General features: G+C 46.5%; 14 protein-coding genes. 9 read left to right on the top strand and 5 right to left on the bottom strand.

The genetic code is table 11. The features are described from left to right. Window positions 1–88: 88 nt before the first annotated feature. Window positions 89–2,074 (bottom strand): beta-galactosidase, encoded by a 1,986-nt coding sequence (locus tag QNO02_RS22255; protein WP_289390009.1) that lies wholly within the window; start codon window positions 2,072–2,074, stop codon window positions 89–91. Between the two features lie 114 nt (window positions 2,075–2,188). Here QNO02_RS22255 and QNO02_RS22250 point away from each other — a divergent pair, with 114 nt between their 5' ends. From QNO02_RS22250 to QNO02_RS22235, 4 genes are all read left to right on the top strand, one after another. Next, on the top strand, window positions 2,189–3,031 hold the full coding sequence (locus QNO02_RS22250) for an AraC family transcriptional regulator (protein WP_133385733.1): 843 nt from the start codon (window positions 2,189–2,191) through the stop codon (window positions 3,029–3,031). 290 nt (window positions 3,032–3,321) lie between these two features. Further along, complete coding sequence (locus QNO02_RS22245) at window positions 3,322–4,365, top strand: pectate lyase family protein (RefSeq protein ID WP_502921836.1); 1,044 nt, start codon at window positions 3,322–3,324, stop codon at window positions 4,363–4,365. A 304-nt stretch (window positions 4,366–4,669) separates the two neighbouring features. Next, entirely contained in the window at window positions 4,670–6,148 is a 1,479-nt protein-coding gene (locus QNO02_RS22240; RefSeq protein ID WP_176872537.1) for a methyl-accepting chemotaxis protein, read from the top strand. Between the two features lie 182 nt (window positions 6,149–6,330). Further along, a complete protein-coding gene (locus QNO02_RS22235) occupies window positions 6,331–7,554 on the top strand; it encodes a GNAT family N-acetyltransferase (protein WP_289390008.1) in 1,224 nt (407 codons plus the stop codon). 126 nt (window positions 7,555–7,680) lie between these two features. Here the strand turns inward: QNO02_RS22235 and QNO02_RS22230 are convergent, their stop codons facing one another. Next, the gene (locus tag QNO02_RS22230) at window positions 7,681–8,046 is read right to left on the bottom strand and encodes a VOC family protein (protein WP_091028088.1); all 366 of its coding nucleotides are present in this window, start codon (window positions 8,044–8,046) and stop codon (window positions 7,681–7,683) included. A gap of 164 nt (window positions 8,047–8,210) precedes the next feature. After that, window positions 8,211–9,863: an alkaline phosphatase gene (locus tag QNO02_RS22225; protein ID WP_289390007.1), complete on the bottom strand. Its 1,653-nt coding sequence runs from the start codon at window positions 9,861–9,863 to the stop codon at window positions 8,211–8,213. Between the two features lie 726 nt (window positions 9,864–10,589). On the opposite strand from QNO02_RS22225, the gene QNO02_RS22220 reads away from it, so the two are divergent. Both QNO02_RS22220 and QNO02_RS22215 read left to right on the top strand, forming a co-directional pair. Then, window positions 10,590–12,833 carry a carboxylesterase/lipase family protein gene (locus QNO02_RS22220; protein ID WP_289390006.1) on the top strand — a complete coding sequence of 748 codons (2,244 nt, stop codon included), beginning with the start codon at window positions 10,590–10,592 and terminating at the stop codon, window positions 12,831–12,833. A gap of 146 nt (window positions 12,834–12,979) precedes the next feature. After that, on the top strand, window positions 12,980–13,192 hold the full coding sequence (locus QNO02_RS22215; protein ID WP_289390004.1) for a hypothetical protein: 213 nt from the start codon (window positions 12,980–12,982) through the stop codon (window positions 13,190–13,192). Between the two features lie 136 nt (window positions 13,193–13,328). Here QNO02_RS22215 and QNO02_RS22210 read toward each other — a convergent pair whose 3' ends face one another. Together QNO02_RS22210 and QNO02_RS22205 are read right to left on the bottom strand one after the other, a co-directional pair. Continuing rightward, the gene (locus tag QNO02_RS22210) at window positions 13,329–14,915 is read right to left on the bottom strand and encodes a choice-of-anchor I domain-containing protein (RefSeq protein ID WP_289390003.1); all 1,587 of its coding nucleotides are present in this window, start codon (window positions 14,913–14,915) and stop codon (window positions 13,329–13,331) included. Window positions 14,916–15,143: 228 nt separating this feature from the next. Continuing rightward, complete coding sequence (locus QNO02_RS22205) at window positions 15,144–15,926, bottom strand: SDR family NAD(P)-dependent oxidoreductase (RefSeq protein ID WP_289390002.1); 783 nt, start codon at window positions 15,924–15,926, stop codon at window positions 15,144–15,146. Window positions 15,927–16,074: 148 nt separating this feature from the next. On the opposite strand from QNO02_RS22205, the gene QNO02_RS22200 reads away from it, so the two are divergent. The 3 genes from QNO02_RS22200 to QNO02_RS22190 all read left to right on the top strand — a co-directional run bounded on the left by QNO02_RS22200 (window position 16,075) and on the right by QNO02_RS22190 (window position 19,574). After that, the gene (locus QNO02_RS22200) at window positions 16,075–16,968 is read left to right on the top strand and encodes a LysR family transcriptional regulator (RefSeq protein WP_091028101.1); all 894 of its coding nucleotides are present in this window, start codon (window positions 16,075–16,077) and stop codon (window positions 16,966–16,968) included. Between the two features lie 126 nt (window positions 16,969–17,094). Further along, complete coding sequence (locus tag QNO02_RS22195; protein ID WP_091028105.1) at window positions 17,095–18,054, top strand: helix-turn-helix transcriptional regulator; 960 nt, start codon at window positions 17,095–17,097, stop codon at window positions 18,052–18,054. Window positions 18,055–18,371: 317 nt separating this feature from the next. Next, window positions 18,372–19,574, top strand: a complete 1,203-nt coding sequence (locus QNO02_RS22190; protein WP_289390001.1) for an MFS transporter — start codon at window positions 18,372–18,374, stop codon at window positions 19,572–19,574. The last annotated feature ends 48 nt before the right edge of the window (window positions 19,575–19,622 follow it).

Here is a 19,622-nt window from a genome sequence, read left to right as displayed (position 1 = left end):
GTGGATGTTAGTGAAAGCAGAGAAGGGATGTCCCTGAAGGTCGTAAGCCTTGTGAGACATCCCTTTTTAAATATGGAAACGGCTGATCTTATACAGTTAAAATATCTACTCCCAGAGCTGGAAGGGTCAACTTCTGATCCAACCTCGCGCTGTTCAACAAGCTGCGATAAGGAACGTCCAGCGTAATCTCTCGTTGCTCATTCATCAAATTGATCAGGAAGAGGAAATTTTGCTCCCCCTTCGTTCGAATCGACAGCTCGACACCTTCCGGCAACTGGATTTTGGGCGCCAAATCCTTTTCCTTCAATATGCCTTCAAACAGCTGATAGAAATACGATGGCTCGGGCCAAGTGCCGACATAATACACTTCACCTTCACCAAACTTATTGACAGTAACCGCCGGTACACCCTCGTAAAAGTCGTTGTCATACCAGGCGATCGGCTCTGCGCCTCGCAGTTCCAGTAAATCGCACCATTGCTTCGCAGCGAATGTCTTGCCCTCCGCGTTCCGTATCCGATGCTCACTGCTGCCGATGGCATCATATTCACTTACGACAACACCCGCCGCTTCTGCCAGTAGCCCCGGCAGAGGCAGCATCTCACATACATTCCTCATGTTCTTCACACCAGTCCGATTGGTGAGGACAACCGTCCCCCCTTTAGCTGCGAATCGCTCCAGTCGTTGTGCTACTTCTTCACTTAACAGGAAGAGGGAAGGGACAACGACCAGCTTGTACCCATCGAGCTCCTCGGTCCAATTGATAACGTCTGTACCTACGCCCATTTTTAGAAATGCATTATGCATTGAGGACAGGTTGTCTATATAGTGCATTCCTCCTTCCGCCTGCGGCTGAAGGGAAAGCGCCGTATGCTGATCATGCGAATGCAGAATCGCAACTTGGGTAACAATGGTCGAGTCGGCCAGCAGTTCTCCTAACTGGTTCACCTCGCGAGTAAGCTCCGCGAACTCCCTGAACCTGCGTCCAGGAACATTGCTGTGGTCGATCAGCCCATGCCAGAATTGTTCGGCTCCGACGGTTGCACTCCGCCAGCGGAAATGGACGACCATATCTGCACCGCGAGCGATTGTCTGCCAGGAGCGAGCTCGGATCAGTCCAGGATACGGGGTGCGCTGAATCGGCATCCAGGCGCCCTGTGCTCCGCTGAGCTGTTCCATTACCCAGAAATTGCGGCGTTTGATACCGCGAACCAAGTCCAACGTAAGCGCTCCGTTCCTCGGAAACCGATCGCCATAATCGCGATACAGCTCATTCGGATAATAATCAACAGAGACGAAGTCCAATTCGTTGTGCATATCATAATAGTCCAGGCTATTCGGATACTGCCACATGTTATGCGTCACAAATTGGCCTGGACAGTTACGGCGTAAAATCTCAAGCTGCCATCCCAGCAGATAGCCTACGCTGTCAGAACAAAATCGTTTGTACTCCAGAAGATAGGAAGGATTCATCGGTTTGCTGGCACCGAGTGGTGTTGTTACCTCAGCCCAGCTGCTGTACTCACCACTCCAGACGACCGTTCCCCACTCCCGGTTCAACTCCTCCAGATTGGAATAACGCTTTTGAAGCCAAGCGACAAATGAACGATTACATGTATCACAATGGCATTCCTGGTAGTGCATCTCGTTATCGATTTGCCAGCCTATGACGGCGGGATGCTTACTATAGCGCTGTGATATCGCTTCCAAAAATTTGGAGCCCAGCATTCTCAAGGAAGGGCTGTTGTTGCAACGATGTCCACGCACACCTGGCCGAATGATGTGGCGTTGTTCATCCATGGGCAGCACATCCGGATAACGGGTTGTCATCCAGTTTGGCGGGGTATTGGTGGGGGTGCATAACACAATTTCCATGCCGCGCGAAGCGAATACTTCTATAGCCGCATCCAGCCATTCAAACTGATAATTACCCTCAGTCGGTTCCATTCGGCTCCAGGCGAACTCTGCCATTCGCACAACAGCAACCCCCGTCTGTTGCATAAGTATGGCATCTTTCTCCCATAACTCCGGGGTCCATTGCTCTGGATAATAATCAATTCCTATCTTAATTTCCATCCTGTGATCTCCTTTATTTATCAATATATTGCGATTATATGTTATATTAATTCGAGTGAATATCTTAAATAATTAATATGATATAACAATATTAAGATCAGGAGAGTTAGTCGTATGCCTCATCCCAATCGTAATTTCCCGGTGTTATCTGCCCGAGACAAGCTGCTCCCTTTTTATTTACTTGGCATCGGCCTGCATCATGAACAGGAGCATATCCGCCGAGACCAAGGCATTGAGGATTATCAGTGGATACAATGCCGCAGCGGTGTGGGTAAGCTCAAGCTAAGTGAAACGGAACATATCGTCAAGCCAGGTATGGGCATGCTGTTATTCCCTGGACAGAAGCACGAATACTATGCGCTATCCGACAGTTGGGAAGTCGACTGGATCATTTTCGATGGCAACGGGTCAGCAAACTTGTTTGAAACCGTGGGCATTGTCGACACATGCGTATACACGCTTGCACAGCCTGAATACCTTCTATCCCGAATGCGGGAGCTGCTGCAAGCTGCCTTAACACCACAAGAGCAGACATTAAGCAATTACGCCTGCTCCGCTGTCCTCTATACCTTATTGACAGAGATTATTCAACGCGTATCTGTGGAGGGCAGCGATACCGTCGGGCAGCAGTATGAGCGAATAAAGCCGGTTCTGGACTATATTGAACAGCATTATGCTGAAGAGATTACTTTGCCAACGCTGGCTGGATTGATCTGTGTCACACCAGAATATTTCTGTCATTTGTTTAAGAAGACGACAGGTCTTCGTCCCATCAGCTATGTTAATCAGGTAAGAGTCAACAAGAGCAAGGAACTGCTGCTTGACAATGTGCAGCGCGGGATGGAGGATATTGCTCGGCAAGTCGGTTTCGAATCGACCAGCTATTATGGAGCCATCTTCAAGAAGCTGGAACGACTTACACCTGGCGCCTTCCGACGCAGCTATCAGAAGTCGTGACATATTATTATCCGCAAACGAATGGTTTTTCGTCAGAGGCTTCAGGAACTGATCCGAGGGCAGATCAGTTCCTAGTTGTATCACATAGTACTCGTTAATAGAGCCGCTAATTAGCGGCTCTATTTTGTGTGAAAAAATGGCCTGGTTTTACGTTTTTTCACTATATCTGATCTGCTGTTGCATAAAAATGATAATAATTGTCTTTTTGCAATTTTTGTATTGTCACAGCCAAAGTTACACGATATAATCGAGTTGTCTTTGAGGATAATATTATAAAGGATGGTGAAATTTTGAAGAAATTTTCGATGCTTTTACTCGCTGTAACTCTATTGTTGTTAACTGTCTCCACAGCCCCGTCTACATATGGTGCGGCCAGTTATCCAAACACAGGTACGAATGGGTTGACTGGTTTTGCAGGCAGTGCCAAGAATGAAAATGGTGTGTCCAAGTCAGCTACGACAGGTGGCAAGAACGGCCAGGTGGTTTACGTTAGTAATCTTAATGACTTGAGAACACATATGGCAGGCTCTACAGGCAAGATTGTCGTCGTTGAACAGAATATTTCTTCCTCCACGCTACAAAAGGTTGAATTCGGAGCGAACAAGACACTTGTAGGTTCCTTTGGCAAACATACATTAACGAATATTCATTTCAGATCCACAAGCAGTTCAAGCAATGTGATTTTTCAGAATCTGACTTTTGAACACGCTTCCAATATTAATGCCAATGATGATATCCAGATGTATATCACTTCAGGCTCCAATTACTGGATTGATCATGTGACGTTTGCTGGTCACAGCTACAGCTCTGGCGGTAGTGATCTGGACAAACTTCTGTATATTGGCGATCGCGCCGACTATATTACGATTAGCAATTCCAAATTTGCGAACCATAAGTATGGCGTCATCTTGGGTCATCCGAATGATGGTAACAGCAGTTACAATGGAGTACCTCATGTGACGATGTCCAATAATTACTTCGAAAATTTATATGTACGTGGTCCTGGACTCTTAAGATATGGTTACTTCCATCTCAAAAACAACTATGCAAACAACTTTAATCAGGCCATCACAATTGGTGAAAAAGCACGGATTTATTCTGAAAACAACTACTTTGGTGCTGGCGCTGAAAAGGGTGGCATCCTGGATGACAAAGGAAAAGGTGAGTTTACGGATACGGGAAGTACACCAGCGCTTAATAGTCCGACTTCTCCTAAAACGAACTGGAGACCAAGCTCCAATTACAGTTATCAGGTAGAGAGTGCCAGCTATGCGCGTGAGTTCGTCACCAAGTATGCAGGCTCCTCCAATACGACACTTGTATTCGGAAAATAAGACCATGTATTCATGTTTATTAGCGTAACCAAGAAGCCTTTCTTGTACGTAACAGCGTATAAGAAGGGCTTTTTATGTTTTTTATATGGAAGCACATTAATTAAAAGTAAATATTTAAATTTATATCCGGAATACCGATATACATAATGTAGCGCTGCTTTCATGTTTGTGAAGTAACATTGTACTATGGCGGTGGCCTGAGCGTTGCGTCGAAATATGCACGGTAGAAAACCATAAAGAGGCCGGTGTGAGTGCGAGTATGCCCTACAATCGCAAGTTATTTTATCTAAAGGACGGGGTATGCATGAATCGTATTGACGAAATTATATGGAAACGGAACAAGATCATCAGCATCATTCTATGGGTTGTATTAATTGTAGGATTTTCTGTAGCTTTAATTGAGCCCAAATTATTTATTTCCAACGGTGTTGTGATCTTGTATGGAATATGGCTCGCTTATGCAAACGCCAAAAAGAAGCACATCCATCTAATTCCTTGGGTGAACACTGTGCTGATCTCGTTGTGTGGGGTATTCGCCGGATGGGGAAGTGTTGAACCGCTGCTTGCCATTCTTATCTCTTCGATCCTGCTTATTTATCCAAATAAAAAATTATTTGTCATCGGATTTTCGGTTATGCTTGCGAACAACATTCTTCAACTTGTGATTATTCCTACAACGACTCAGGATCAGTTTGTGACTAATGCAATCAACGTAGGGCTGTTCGCCGTTACGGGCGGAATCATGTTCATGGTGTCCTATCTGAACCAAAAGCTCTTTCATGAAAGTGAAAAAAGATGGAGCGAGGTCGAAGCGTCGCGGACCCGGGTGGAAACGATGCTTGAACGGGTTAAGGAGTCTGTTGGCGGACTATCTCGTTATACGGATCAATTGAAGCAAAAGGTGGATTCAACAGGTTCCATTACCCATGAAGTGACCCTGGGATTCAGTGAAGTTGCCAAAGGCGTGGAGTTCCAGGCGACCAGTGTGGCCGACATTTCGGAATCCTTAGCTGTATCGGATCGGCATATTAAGGACGTTGCGTTGTACTCCCAGCAGATGAAAGAGTTGTCTGCAAGTATGGCAACGAGTACGCAAACAGGAAGCGAACATATGGACCAACTGAATATTCAGATGCAAGAGTTATATGAAACGATCAATACAACTGCAAATGACATGCGAAAGTTCAATGAGGAAAGTGAATCCATGACACTTATGCTGAACAGCATAGCGGATATCGCAACTCAGACCAACCTGCTCGCGCTTAATGCAGCCATTGAAGCGGCTCGTGCAGGCGAGCATGGACGCGGGTTTGCCGTTGTATCAGAGGAAGTACGCAAGCTGGCCGAGAGCTCAGGTCAATCTGCGAATGATATTTCAACCATTCTGTCTCGATTAAAAGGACAGACGCAGGCACTGACAGATCGATTCGAACGTATTCGTCTATCGTTACAACACGGAAGAGACAGTGTGCAAACGGCAGATGAAGTGTTCCGTACAATTAACAGCAACTCTCAGCATGTGTTGAATCAAGCGACAGATATTGAGATGAGTTCGGCTACAATGAAGGAATCTTCCACCAGAGTAGTGAATGAGGTTTCCGAGATTTCGAGTGTAACGGAGCAATCCAGTGCAGCGACAGAAGAGATTCTGGCGAGCATGGAAGAACAACGTAACCTGACACAGAAGATGGTGGAAAGTTTCGGAGAACTGGAACAACTGATTGTGAACCTGAATGACTTAGTCTCGGATCACCAGGCTTCTTCCGTTGAGAATAAACTTTAATACTATATCGTTGAAAGTTCGTCTGTACGTATTTATCGTGCTGGACGGGCTTTTTTTCATCTGCAGTACAGCTTGAAGCCGACATTTTTTTCCTATACAGTGTGTGTAGAGTATGAAGAGAGTAGAACTGAAACTGTACATGGTAGTTAAAAGAAGATGTTACCTCATGGGGGAGTAAAAGGTTGAAGAATAAAGGAATGAAAGATAATTTGGACTGTGATGACCGTACATATGAGGTTAGGAATGATAATTGCGCTGCACGCGTACGTTTTTATGATCAGCATTCGTTCAAAGACATGGACTGGCCCGATACAGAGGACGGCAGATATGCCAGAGCTTATCTGGAACCTATGATGCTGGACGGGACCCAAAGCTTTATGTCCAACGTGGAAACGACATTGTTGCTCGCCCGGATTGATGATCTCGTTATTCCGCTGACGGTGAATGATACAGAGTATGATAATGCTTACGTTTGTTCGCCATATACGCATTATGTGAGTTACGCCAAGCAGGAATTGAGCATGTTGCAGAAGCCTGTGTTGGAAAAAGGTCTTTCTGTGCTGCTCAGTCTAATAGGTTGGGGAATGAAGCAATCGCAGATCAACAAAGTTGTGCATGTGAACAACTGGTTGTTGTCCACCAATCTGTATCCAGCCATGTCCGGTGAACAGGCAGAATGTTTGCTTGCAGCGGTACAAGAGCGATACCCTGAGCATGTCATTGTGTTTCGCTCCTTGTGCCCGGGACTTCATCCCGATCTGACGGCGAGGCTAACGGAAGTGGGGTGTCGACTGATTCCGAGCCGACAAATCTACCTGTACCAAGCGCATGATCCGAATTTTGGGAACTCGAAGTCACGCTGGCTGTTGAAGCGGGATTACGAATTATTGGGCAAGCATGGATACGAATTCGTTTCCGAATCAGATATGACGGATGCAGATATTCCGCGAATCGTTGAGCTGTACAAGCTGTTATACCTTGAAAAATACTCCTACCACAATCCCCAGTTCACCGAGCGGTTCATTGCTGCTGCGATGGCATCAGGAACACTCAGGATCTATGGATTGCAAAAGGAGGGGCGCCTGGACGCGGTCATGGGTTATTTCTGCCGAAATGGAATCATGACAACGCCGTTGTTCGGTTACGAGACAGCGGTGCACCAGTCTGTCGGGCTATACCGCATGTTATCCGCTTGTCTGATCGGACAGGCCCGCGAGAACGGCCATCTGTTACATGAGAGCGCCGGGGCGGCGCAGTTTAAGCGCAATCGCGGTGCTGTGGCGGATTTTGAGTATTCGGCTGTGTATGAGCGCCACCTTCCATGGGGCAGACGCTGGTGCTGGCTGCTGCTTGATCGATTGTTGAATCGGATAGGTGTGCCGCTGATGCGCCGCATGAAGCTGTAAACAAACATAATAACGTTTTTGCGCTGCCCGATGCAGGTGTGAGCTTGCAACTGGTTTGACTGCACACATACACACCCCACCGGTCATCCTGATATGTACACTTAGTGCTTAGTTACACTCGCCTAATTAGACATGCTCTGCGAGTTGTACCTCGAAGCCATCGGGATCTGTAATGTAAATAAAGCGCAGATGCGGATTGGGCTGGATGGGGCCACGTACAATCGGAATATTCAGTTCTGTCAGTCGTTCCATGGCTTCATCCAGCGAGTTCACCTCATAACCGATCGACACGCCGGCCTCTGGTTTAAGAATGGATTCACTGCCCTCAATCAGTTCCAGTTTGGTTTCATTCTCCATGCCCAGCATGGCAATCTGCCGTCCACGGCTTTCGAATCTGCGCTGAATTGGAAGTCCGAGCATGTCGTGGTAGAACCCGAGTGAAGCTTCCAAATTACTGACCCTCAGCGTGATCCAGTTTAATTTGATCAACATGGGTGAATCTCTCCTTTTTCTTGCATGATATGTATTTTTGTTACGTTCATTATACGCTAGGCGTTAGCAGGAACCTACCCCTTATCAGTAAACAATAAAATAGCTGCCGAAATATTCGGCAGCCAAATGGTGTAATCTCTTGCAGTTCCGGTAGTGCTAACGAATTATTGAATCAGATCAATGGCCGTTTGTGGTACAAATGCCTCTACACCGTTATAGACAATGACACCCTCCAAAGTTGTCTTTTTGCCGTTTACCAGTGCAATATTTTTGTAGATTTGCAGTTCCAGCTTGGTATTGCCTTTTGTTACGAGGATCTTCGGATTTTTAGCGTCAGTCAGGTCCAGTTTGTACGTCGCACCTTTGGCTGTAAATGCCTGTTTGGCAGGTACAAACAATTGTTTGCTCACGCTGTCGAGATCCAGATCCAGTACTCGTGCCATATATTTGGCGACATCCGTGTTATCAATCACACCGAACGGACGGTCATTGTTCGGAGCATACGTGTACAGCACGACATCTCCACCTGTATGACCACCGGTTGTCCAGCCGATCCCTGCACGTTTGCTAATCATTGGACCAATTGCATAGTTAAGACTGCCTGGCTCGGCCGCTTTGATGGTGGCAATCTCTTCGGAAGTCAGGTCCGTAATGCCATAGTATTGTTTCATCACTGCTTTGATGTTTGTACGCTTCGCATTCAGCTTTGCTTCAACGCCTTCGCCTGTCAGTTTGGCCTTTTTCAAAGGTCCGATAAATGTGGACAACGGCTCTTTATCGTACGTGCCGCTAGTTGCGTTGTTACCAATGGTGAGTCCACCATTACCATGGTCCGTAACAGCCACAACGGCAGTCTCTCCATCCGCTTTGGCAAAATCCATGGCTACTTTTACGGCATCATCAAATGCCAGCACGTCACTGATAATACCAATCGGATCATTGGCATGAGCTGCCCAGTCCACTTTACTGCCTTCGACCATCAGGAAGAAGCCGTCTTTGTCTTTGGACAGAACTTCAATGGCTTTGGATGTCATCTCGGCAAGGCTCGGCTGCTTGGCAGGATCACGGTCCATATTGTAAGCCATGCCTGCGGGTGCGAACATGCCCCATAATTTATTTGAATCGGATGCTTTCATTGCGGCTGGTGTAGTGATGTAATCGTAACCCAGTGCCTTGATGGACGAAATCAGATTCTCGCCGTCTTTACGTCCGGCTGGCTCAAGATATTTGCTACCTCCACCCAACACAACATCCATGCCATTGTAGACTTGTTGCTTGCTGAGTGCATCATAGTTTTTGCGGTCCGGATAGTGAGAGGAGAAGTCCGCTGGTGTGGCGTGCATAATCTCGGATGTAGCGATAATGCCAGTTGCTTTACCCGCCAGTTTGGAAGCTTCCAGTACGGAAGCGATCGGTTTTCTTTCGTCTCCAGGCGCAATAGCCTTTTGTCCAGGCATGGTAGCCTTGTCCGGCAGTACACCGACAAATCCGGTATGAGATTTATAACCTGTAGCAAAAGCGGTTCCGGCAGGGGCCGAGTCGGCAATCGGCGCATCGGCGGAGTGAGTCCGAACCATGCCGCTTGCCATGGAGTCCAGTGTCAGGGACGAGCCCTTATACCAACGAGCCAGAGCGGTAGCATCGTTAGCCATACCGTCAGGAATCAGAATAATCACATTTTTAATCGGTGATGCAGATGTCGTTGAGGTGGTGTCTTCCACAGCCCACGCTGCACTGCTACCTCCGAGTGTAGCCGTAACAATTGTTGTCACCGCGAGCATCATTTTGGCTGCACGGACATTAAACCGGTTTAACATGAATGCATCCTCCTAGAATATATGTATAGTTTGGTATCTCAAACCAAGTGTATACAACAATTGCTAAACTACCGTATGAAATGGGTTAACTATATGTAAAATTTACGATTAGTGAAGGATGCTGGAATTCAGGTGAACTGAACAAAATGAAGAGTCGACGAATTAAGAGACAGTATTATAGATCATCATGTTGTATGTTGAGTTTAAACCCGCATGAGAATGCAATTTTTTATGTTGCCCTGTCAGAAGTCCTATGAAGACGATTAGAAAAAGATATTGCGAACGCTTACATTATGTGCTAACATCACCATAACAACAGGATTGTAACCGTGTTTAGGGCAATACCTGTGTCAGTTCATTCGTTGGTTCTTTGTTCATCAAACGATTGATTGCGTTTACATTTTCATATGGAATGAACCTCATTCCTCAGGGTTGTTACTGATTGCAGGCAAAACCTGAATTGAGGGCAGTAGACCACGCTAAAGCGATGTCTGTTTGCCTTCGGTTCAGGTTTTTTTTATATAAAAAAATGCCTGGTGGCATGACCGCAAGCGCCGTAGCAGATATTTCGAGCAGAAAGGAGCGAGCGTAAGAGACCATTTTTCCTAAATAGAGATATAGACTCATCCAGACATTGGAATACTGATTCTTAGATACGCATCTCTAATGGACATTCCAATGAACTTATCCCATCACACACTATTCGACAGCGAGGAGATTTATGACATGAAAACCATTAAACGTTCGATTGCTGTAGCAACAATTCTGGGGTTATGTATATCCGGTTTACCGGAATATGCAGCAGGCAATACAGCATCCTCTTCTTCAGCAGCGATGGACAAGTTGATCCAATCCGAGCTTATTCGCGGCAGCGGTCAAGGTGTTAATGCAGCTTATCTGAACAAAAAGGCTACACGCATTCAGGCCGCAGTACTTTACTTGCGTTTGTCCGGATTGGAGAAAGAAGCACTCGCCTATCAGGGATCGGAAACGTATGACGATGCGGCTCAGGCAGGCAAAGTATTGCAACCGGTCGTTGGTTACTTGAAGCAGCATCCGTATGTGTCTGAGATCGTAACAGGAACGGAGAAGTTTGAACCTCATGCACCACTTACAGCGGAAGGTTATGCCGAAATGCTGCTGAAGGTGCTTGGATATGAAGCAGGTACGGATTATGAGCAGGGATCGGCTTCCACCTATGCGGCTGGTAAAGGAATTAAGGCACTTCAAGGGAAGGGCCCAAGTCAACTTACCAATCGCCTGATGGCAGAGGCAACCGCGCAAGCATTGCAGATGCCGCTCAAGAATGGCAGTGGAACTTTGGAACAGAACTGGTTAAAACATAAAGAAGCTGGAGTGTTCAAACCTCAAACGGTGCAACAGACCAAGTATGGCGCGATTGATGGCAAAACCTATGAGCAATATGGCACGCTCGGCTGGCTTGGTGTTCCTTACGCGGCACCTCCGGTAGGGGAACTGCGCTGGAAAGCCCCGCAAGAACCGGAATCATGGACAGGAACCAGATCGGCTAAGGAATTTGCAGCGAACAGCTTGCAGATCTCCGGCAAGACTACAGCGGGGAGCGAAGATTCGTTGTATCTCAATATCTGGCGTCCCGACACAACCAGCTCGAAACTTCCGGTTATGGTGTTCCTGCACGGTGGCGGGAATATGACCGGATCAGGCAAAGATTTTCAGGGTGAACAGCTTGCACGAAGCACCAACAGCATCATTATCTCGGTGAACTACCGTCTGGGAGCTCTCGGATTCTTCGAGAATGCAGCGTTGAAAACAGGCAATGCCTTGGATGATTCCGGTAACTATGGTCTGCTTGACGCATTCCGTGCACTAGAGTGGGTACAGGATAATATCGAAGGTTTTGGCGGAGATACAGGCAATGTTACATTAGCCGGACAATCTGCTGGTGCACGTGATGTGCTGGCAACTCTGATCTCGCCACTTAGCAAAGGATTATATCAAAAAGCAGTTGCTTTCAGCGGAGGATTGACGACAGCATCACCGGAAGAAGGCGAGCAAAAATCCGAGGATGTGCTTGTGAAGCTACTCGTGCAAGAGGGGAAAGCGGCTAACGCAGAAGAAGCAAAAGCATGGATTGGCAAGCAATCTCAGGCACAGCTGGAGAGTTACCTGCGTGCACTACCTGCGGACAAGTTGGTCACCGCGTTTGGTGCAACGGCAATCCGTATGGACCCATTCCCGCATCTGTTCCGTGATGGCACAGTGATTCCAAAAGAAGGATTTGACGCCATCAATAATGGCAATTACACGAAAGTACCGGTATTGCTCGGCAGCCTGGAAACGGAGTTCTCCGGTTTTGCCTTCGGTGATCCAAACTTCTCTCCATCCATCGCCGACGAGACTCTGTTTACTGATAAAACCAAGGCGGAGCAATATGCTGCTGCGTTGAAATACGGTAGCGAAGCTTATGCAGGCTTTAATGCAGAGCGTGTAGCGGAGCAATTGACAAGTGAAGCAGGTCAGCCGCCGGTATATGCGTATCGTTTTGCATGGGGCACACAACCTGGGGTCATCTCTGAGCGTTTGCTCACACTACTGGGCGCACCACATGGTGCGGATATGGACTTTTATACAGGACACGCAGACGGAATTGCTGCCTATTTCCCTGATGGGTACTTTAGCGATACAAACAAACCAGGACGTGATCAGTTGTCCGCCGCGATGGCAGCATATCTGAAGCAGTTCCTGTACACAGGCAATCCAGGTACGGGTGGATCACCTGATCTAGCGGCATGGACACCTTGGACGAAAGATGCTCAAGCCCCAATCATGCGTCTGGATGCTAGCAATACAACGGCAGAGATCGGCATGTCCACACAATATAATCAAGGCAAAGACGCCGTTATGGCAAAGATGAAAAAAGAATTGCCTGAAGAAACGTATAAACTGTTGACGGAAAAAGTGTTCGCAGGTCGTTTCTTCTGGGAATAAGGATCACCGGATAGGAAGGTATATATAGATAAATTGAAAGCCAAGGGAGCATGCTCTCTTGGCTTTTTGTACTGTTCGTTATACTTAAATATGGTATTGTTGTAAATATAAATTAATAAGATATGGGAAAGGGGAAAACGTACATTATGGATGGAGTTAGTAATTTTGGTATTGCAGGTATTATAACGCTATTAATTTTCTTTATTATGATTGGTCTTGTATTATATCTGGTTTTCTATCTTGGGATGAAGAGGTCTGGCGTCAAAGAGGAAGTATCCGCATTAAGGATGGAAGTACAAGTGTTACAAGAGGAAGTAGAGCGGAACAGGCGGGAATTGGAAAATATGAAGCGTCGATAACCTTTACACCACTAGTTTTGGATACGCGGAATGGTGTGGGTACAACAGTAGGAGAGGACAGGGGCTCTACGCCCCTACCTACTCAATATAACGTGACACCGTTCAGTTCAGCCTGTGCATACCAAGGGCACTCAATCTATTTCTTGGCAAAAAAACTAAGTGTTCCGGTGCTTTCATCTGCACTCACAAACAGGCTGCGTCCATTTACCCCGTGAATTCCTTCCGGTGATTCTCCGGCTGTAGGAATCAGACCCAGGTAGTCCGGATTGACCGGATCAGCAAGATCAAAGAACAAAATGGCATCTGCCCGTTCGGAAGCTACCGCGGCATATGTTGTGCCGTCTACAGTAGCAACGGTCAGATTCTCCACTTCACTTCCCTTGTTGGGACTGCGATCATCCGGATACAAGCCTACCATAGCTGTTGCCTCGTCAATGAGGTTCTGGCTATCGTACATCCGCTGGCCTTGCAGATCCCAGACAGCAATATTACGTCCGCCTGCTTTTACACCATCCTCAAATTCATTCTTGCCCAAGTCCCCTTCATTAGCTGTCAGCAGGTATTTACCATCTGCCGAGAAAGCAATCCCATCCGGTTCATAACGAGCTGTCAATGTCTCTTTAAACTGAACGATACCATCATCTTTCAGATCCGCTTGATGTGAAGTGGTACCCAGAGCGAAGATTGAGCTGATTTTTTTTGTCTCCAGATCTACAATGGCAACAACATTGTTTTCCTGTAACGTGATGGCTGCTGTTTTACTATCTGGACTAATGGCAACATACTCTGGTTGTGGATCATGCGGATAGATGGCACCTTCTACATTGTCCAGAGATACTGGCAAGTTGGTGATTTCACCCTCCAATACGTTCCCGCCAGCAAAAGATACTACCATAATGCTACCCGGACGTTTGGTGTTGGCATAGTCAATTTCATCGGCAGCTTTATTCAGCTCTTCATCCTCTATCGCGATAACCGCATGCAGACCGTCAGGTGACAGTGCAATGGAGTCAGGACCAATGCCGAGTTCATACGTTTTGACGGTTTTGTAGGTTGTCAGATCCACAATGGCAAGCAATCCTTTGTTTGCTTCGCTATCTGTATCCCCTGTACGAATAACAGCAAGACCGTATTTGCCATCTTTGGACACGGTTACGCTCGTGACTTCAGCTTTGGCGGAGAGGTCATGGAAGCTTACCGTCTTCAATACGTTGATGTTTTTCAAGTCAGTAATGTCCAGCACGGAAATGCTGCCATTGTCTGCTTCGGTTACGAGCAGGCGCTGTCCATCTGGCGTAGAGGCTGATATTTCTGCTTTGCCACCGGGCATCTGAAACGATGCGGTCTGTTCAAAACCGGTTTTATTTTGGTTTAGGATCAGTTGATCCGTAATTAATTTTAGCGTTTGGGAAGATACATACGTTGTACCTTTGGTGATGTAACTTTTACTGTCCAAAGAAGTTTTCACACCGTTGATGGTGGCTGAAGACGTCCCTACAGGAAGTTGTATTTTAGTATCTGCGATCTGGATATCTACACTGCGACTGCTACCGTTCCATGTGACCGTACCCTGCATATTTTGGATGGCTGTACGCAGTACGATATGATCGTTGGCAGGTTTAGTTGCGTCAGCAGCATGAATCATGGATGTGTAGCTGGTTGCTCCTGTGGTAAGAATGGCAGTCATCGACAGAACGGCGAGCCATTGATTTCTCTTTTTCAATGTTCCAGATCCCCTTTATCGTATCGTGTGTAATGAGTTGTACAATTGTTTTAGTATAGGGAGCTTATGTTAAGGAAAGGTAAGAGAAGTCTGCAATTTGTGTAAAATATGATGTTTTCCAGATATGAATGCAAATAAAAAGCCTATTGGCAGAATGATTTCTGTCCAATAGGCTTTACTTTACGTTAGTGTGGGGCAGAGCCCAGGAGATCTATACCTTTTGCTGGGTTAGAACCAGCGACTCAAGTCAGGATAACCGGTAGTCGCCCAAGCGCCATCCACGATCAGACTGGAACCCGATACATAACCCGCATCCTCACTCGCGAGGAACAAGGCAGGTCCTGTCATTTCCTCCGGCTGTGCAGCCCGTTTCATAGGAATGCGCTCCATATAAGCTTCTTTAATATCTGCATTGGAGAGCAGTTCCGCAGTTAAAGGTGTATCGATCAGGCCCGGAAGAATGGCATTCACGCGAATACCGTTGCGAGCCATTTCAAGCGCTCCGTTCTTGGTTAGCATTTCGACGCCAGCTTTGGCAGAAGCATAGGCCGATCCGGCATACATAGGTACCTGGGAGTTGAGAGAAGCTACGTTCACAATGGCTCCGCCACCATGTTTGGACATCTCAATCGCTTCGTGTTTCATGCTCAGGAAGACTCCCTTCATACATAGGTCCACGGTAAAGTCCCAGTCCTTCTCGGAGAGTTCAGTGATTACGCCTGCCCGGGATGCACCAGCCACATTAAAGGCCAGATCCAGCTTTCCGAACTGTTTAACCGCGGCTTGAACCATGTCCTCCACATCTGCTTCAACGGTCACATTGGCTTTAACTCCGACAAAACGTTCCCCAAGTTCGCCCTGAATGGCTTCCAAACGTTCCGTATTCAGGTCTGCGGCAAGCACAGAAGCCCCTTCTTGGACAAGTCGTCTGGCAATGGCGTAACCGATACCGGATGCACCGCCTGTAACAATCGCTACTTTACCCGCAAAACGGTTCTCAAACGTATTCATATGTAACACTCCTTTGTCTAATGAGATAACATGATTTCGCTTACATTTATCTTCCGTTCAAAGTATACTTAATTTTATGATTCATGTATATTTAACAAAAATGTAGTTAACTTAAATAAAATTAATGATAGAAGGATAGAGGTTGTCTATGAATTTGGAGCAAATGCAATATGTACTTGAAGTGGAAAAAACAAAATCGATTACGCTGGCTGCTTCGGCCCTGTCGGTAACACAATCCACCATCAGTCAGGCTATAACACGTCTGGAGAATGAGCTTGGCATGCCATTATTCAGTCGTTCCCGTAATGGTGCGTTTATGCTGGAGCAGGCCAAGCCAATTTTGGATAAAATGAAATCCGTCGTGGACATGGTACAAACGATCAGAGAGGATGCCCAATATATTGGGGAGTCCATCCGTGGAGAACTGCGATTGTCAGCCATACCCGGCGGTGTACCCGGTATTATACCTACGATCGCGAGTATGAAGAAGCGATATCCTGATTTGAAATTTGAACTTTCCGAGAGTGCTGCACGCAATATTATCAGAGATGTCCGTAACAAACAGGTGGATCTCGGCCTGATTGCCCTCTACCAAGACGATATGGAGCAGCACTTGGCAGGACTACACTTTGTACCGATTGATGAGGGCGTCATGCGTGCGTGCGTGAATCTTACGAACCGGTTGGCGGGTCAAAAATCAATCTCCTTGCACGAGCTGAAGAATGAGACGCTTGTGTTATTTAATGATGAGCTGGTGGATGATTTCATAGGTGAACTTTCACAAAGGGTGGGAGAAGTGGATGTACTTTTTCGAACCAACAATTCTGAAGTGGTCAATGCTGCGCTTGCTCAATTAAATGCTGTGACGATTGGGCATGAATACTCCTTCACACATGACAGAAGTGTACTGCATTATGACTTTACTACCCTTGAGATTGAGGGCATACAACGTGTTATTTCAATTGGCTGGGTCATGAGGGAGAGCAAATCCTCCAACCATATTATTCGACGTTTTCTGGATCGGTTTCAGTATAAAGGGTAACGATCTTGTCATGGGTCTGTTCGAACGGGAGAAAATACGCTAGAATTATAATTGAGAATCATTATCAATTAATTCAGGCTATCTTTACTGACGAGTCTGATCAAGTTATAGGCGAGGTGAATACCCATGCGCACGGATGATGCATTAGGCGTAGTATATCAGCATTACCTGACCCAGGAACCTTACAGTCAGCAAGATGAACACACGTATCTGCTCTCTCCCAAGGCGGGTAGCGGTAAGGTCAAAAGAGTGACAACATACAGTGGCATTGAGATTTTATATTCCCAGGTTGAATATCATCAGCCTTATCCAACGTATTTTGCATCCGAAACGCCCATTGTGGAATTGCAATTTGCCTTGTCAGGAGAGCGACATGTGGATATATCCGGTCAGGATTATTCATTATCGATAGGGCAAGGGGCCCTTATTTTTATGCATGATTTCGAAGCGTGGTTTCATCCTCCGGCAAGGGAGTTGTATATGTCCTTTTCGCTGGGGATTCCTGTTTCTCTGTTCAATTATGCGGCGGCGCAACTGGGCGGTTTCAAGTCGATTGCGTTTAATCAGGTGTTAGGGCGAAAAGTGTTCAAGCCGATTGTATTTCAATTGGATAACCGGATACGAACGATGATTGACAGTCTGATTGTAGAATTAAACAACAGTTATCGATCCTCCTTAATGATGGAAGCGACAGCCTTGGAAATCTTGAATCAATTTATGTTCCAACTGTTTGATCTGGCGCCAATCCCCGCGGGATTCTCCAGAGAGGACATCCGGAAGTTACATAGGGCACGGGAGATTATGGAGGCCTGTATGGTAGATCCTCCATCCTTGTTAGCATTGTCCAGACAAGTGGGTCTTAATGATTTTAAATTAAAAAAAGGATTCAAGGCACTTTTCGGAAGCACGGTCTTCGAATATTTGCGTCAGGTTCGTCTCGACAACGCCATGAAGTTGCTGCGCAATCAGAATAACAACGTCACCGAGGCCGCCATTGCGGTCGGTTACAGCAATGTCAGTGCCTTTTCACAGCAATTTTATCGCAAATTCGGCGTGAAGCCTTCCGAGATGAAAAAGATTTATTAAATAAGATGAACTGAAAGATTATACGAGAACGAAGAGTGCAGAACCAGTCTGGAGAAGCGGAGCGTTCGCCTTTATCAACGGATTTCTCCCTTTATATAGAAGGGAAACACGGAAATCCGGTGATAACATCGATCGGAAGATGGTACTGTAATCGTAGTGGTCTTGTGTAAAGTTTTAAGGGTTCATCTTTTTAAAAATAAGATTAATAAATCCGGCTTGCCGTGAATTGTTCCGTATAGAGGCAGTGGGGATTCTCTCAGCCTTGTATACTCCAGGTACAGTGGATACTGTACTGAAATATAGAGGAGTGTATGAGCATGAACCGAATCAGAGGAAGTATTTTTTTTAGCGTATTTGCAGCCATGCTGGGTCTGATGCTGATTGCACCCATCATGCCACCGCTTATTCGCGAGTTGGGCATGAAAGAAAGCCATTCCGGTCTTATTATCTCGCTTGGGTCCATTATGATGGCTGTTATGGCTCCTTTATGGGGCAGATGGAGTGATATAAGAGGAAGAAAACCAATCATATTGATTGGATTCATAGGCATGTCTGTGAGCTGTGCATTATTTGCACTGGCATTGTACGGGGGATTAAATGCATGGATCGGAGGGGGGCTCTTGTTAACCCTTCTGATTGTGACGCGCAGTCTGATCGGTATGTTTATTCCGGCTGTACTTTCTTCTGCCCAGGCCTATATGGGTGATGTGACAGAAGGGGAAGAGCGGGGAAGCGGGATGGCGATTATCAGCGCTGCGAATGGACTTGGCCTTGTATTTGGACCTGCGATTGCAGGAGCTTTTACCCTTATCGGTCTGCTCTGGCCGCTTTATTTTGGCATTTTTATAGCGATCGCTGCTTTTATTATCGCCTTGTTGTTAATCCCGGCAGCCAAACCGGTCATTCAGGCAAAACCGCCTAAAGTCAACCCGTTCCAACGTGGTTTGCGAATGTACCTTGCTGCAGGCTTGGTTACGATGATGGGCATCATGACATTGCAGGTTGTCGGAGGATTTTATTTTCAGGATCAACTGGCTCTATCCCCAGCGGCGACGGCCCGAATGGTTTCGTTTGGACTCATGTTCTCTGGAGCAGCGATGTTGATCATGCAGGTCATTCAGATGAAGTGGTTGAAATGGCAGCCACGCCCAATGATTTTGCTCGGGTCCCTTTTCCTGATCGCAAGCATGATTCTGTTTTTGGTCTTCCATGTGTTATCCATGTATTATTTCTCATTCTTCCTGTTTGGTATGGGTTCGGGTCTGATGATGCCGGGGTTCATGGCAGGTGCTTCGCTGGCAGTTAGCAAAGAACAGCAGGGGGGTGCAGCGGGATTGGTAGCAGCGATTCAGGGGATATCCGCCGTCATTACGCCTTTACTTACAACGACACTCTATCAAGTGGACAAACATGTTCCATTTATGCTCGTAGCTGTTCTGGTTGTCTTGTTGGCAATCATGATGCTGGGAATGCGGAAGAATCAATCCAATACTGTAGCGGACGCTATTCATTCGTTATAGTCAGACAAAGTCAGAAGGTCAAAAAAGGTCAAAATAAAAGAAAAAAGG

The organism is Paenibacillus sp. PK1-4R (assembly GCF_030369595.1).
In the GTDB taxonomy this organism is placed as follows: domain Bacteria; phylum Bacillota; class Bacilli; order Paenibacillales; family Paenibacillaceae; genus Paenibacillus.
This window is presented reverse-complemented; position numbering and strand designations above follow the sequence as displayed.

Bases quoted from the DNA above. Each gene is read 5' to 3' on its own strand.
- QNO02_RS22215 (WP_289390004.1), top strand. From the start codon at position 12,980: ATGGATGGAGTTAGTAATTTTGGTATTGCAGGTATTATAACGCTATTA.
- QNO02_RS22190 (WP_289390001.1), top strand. From the start codon at position 18,372: ATGAACCGAATCAGAGGAAGTATTTTTTTTAGCGTATTTGCAGCCATG.
- QNO02_RS22230 (WP_091028088.1), bottom strand. From the start codon at position 8,046: ATGTTGATCAAATTAAACTGGATCACGCTGAGGGTCAGTAATTTGGAA.
- QNO02_RS22200 (WP_091028101.1), top strand. From the start codon at position 16,075: ATGAATTTGGAGCAAATGCAATATGTACTTGAAGTGGAAAAAACAAAA.
- QNO02_RS22250 (WP_133385733.1), top strand. From the start codon at position 2,189: ATGCCTCATCCCAATCGTAATTTCCCGGTGTTATCTGCCCGAGACAAG.
- QNO02_RS22220 (WP_289390006.1), top strand. From the start codon at position 10,590: ATGAAAACCATTAAACGTTCGATTGCTGTAGCAACAATTCTGGGGTTA.
- QNO02_RS22240 (WP_176872537.1), top strand. From the start codon at position 4,670: ATGAATCGTATTGACGAAATTATATGGAAACGGAACAAGATCATCAGC.
- QNO02_RS22195 (WP_091028105.1), top strand. From the start codon at position 17,095: ATGCGCACGGATGATGCATTAGGCGTAGTATATCAGCATTACCTGACC.
- QNO02_RS22255 (WP_289390009.1), bottom strand. From the start codon at position 2,074: ATGGAAATTAAGATAGGAATTGATTATTATCCAGAGCAATGGACCCCG.
- QNO02_RS22225 (WP_289390007.1), bottom strand. From the start codon at position 9,863: ATGTTAAACCGGTTTAATGTCCGTGCAGCCAAAATGATGCTCGCGGTG.
- QNO02_RS22205 (WP_289390002.1), bottom strand. From the start codon at position 15,926: ATGAATACGTTTGAGAACCGTTTTGCGGGTAAAGTAGCGATTGTTACA.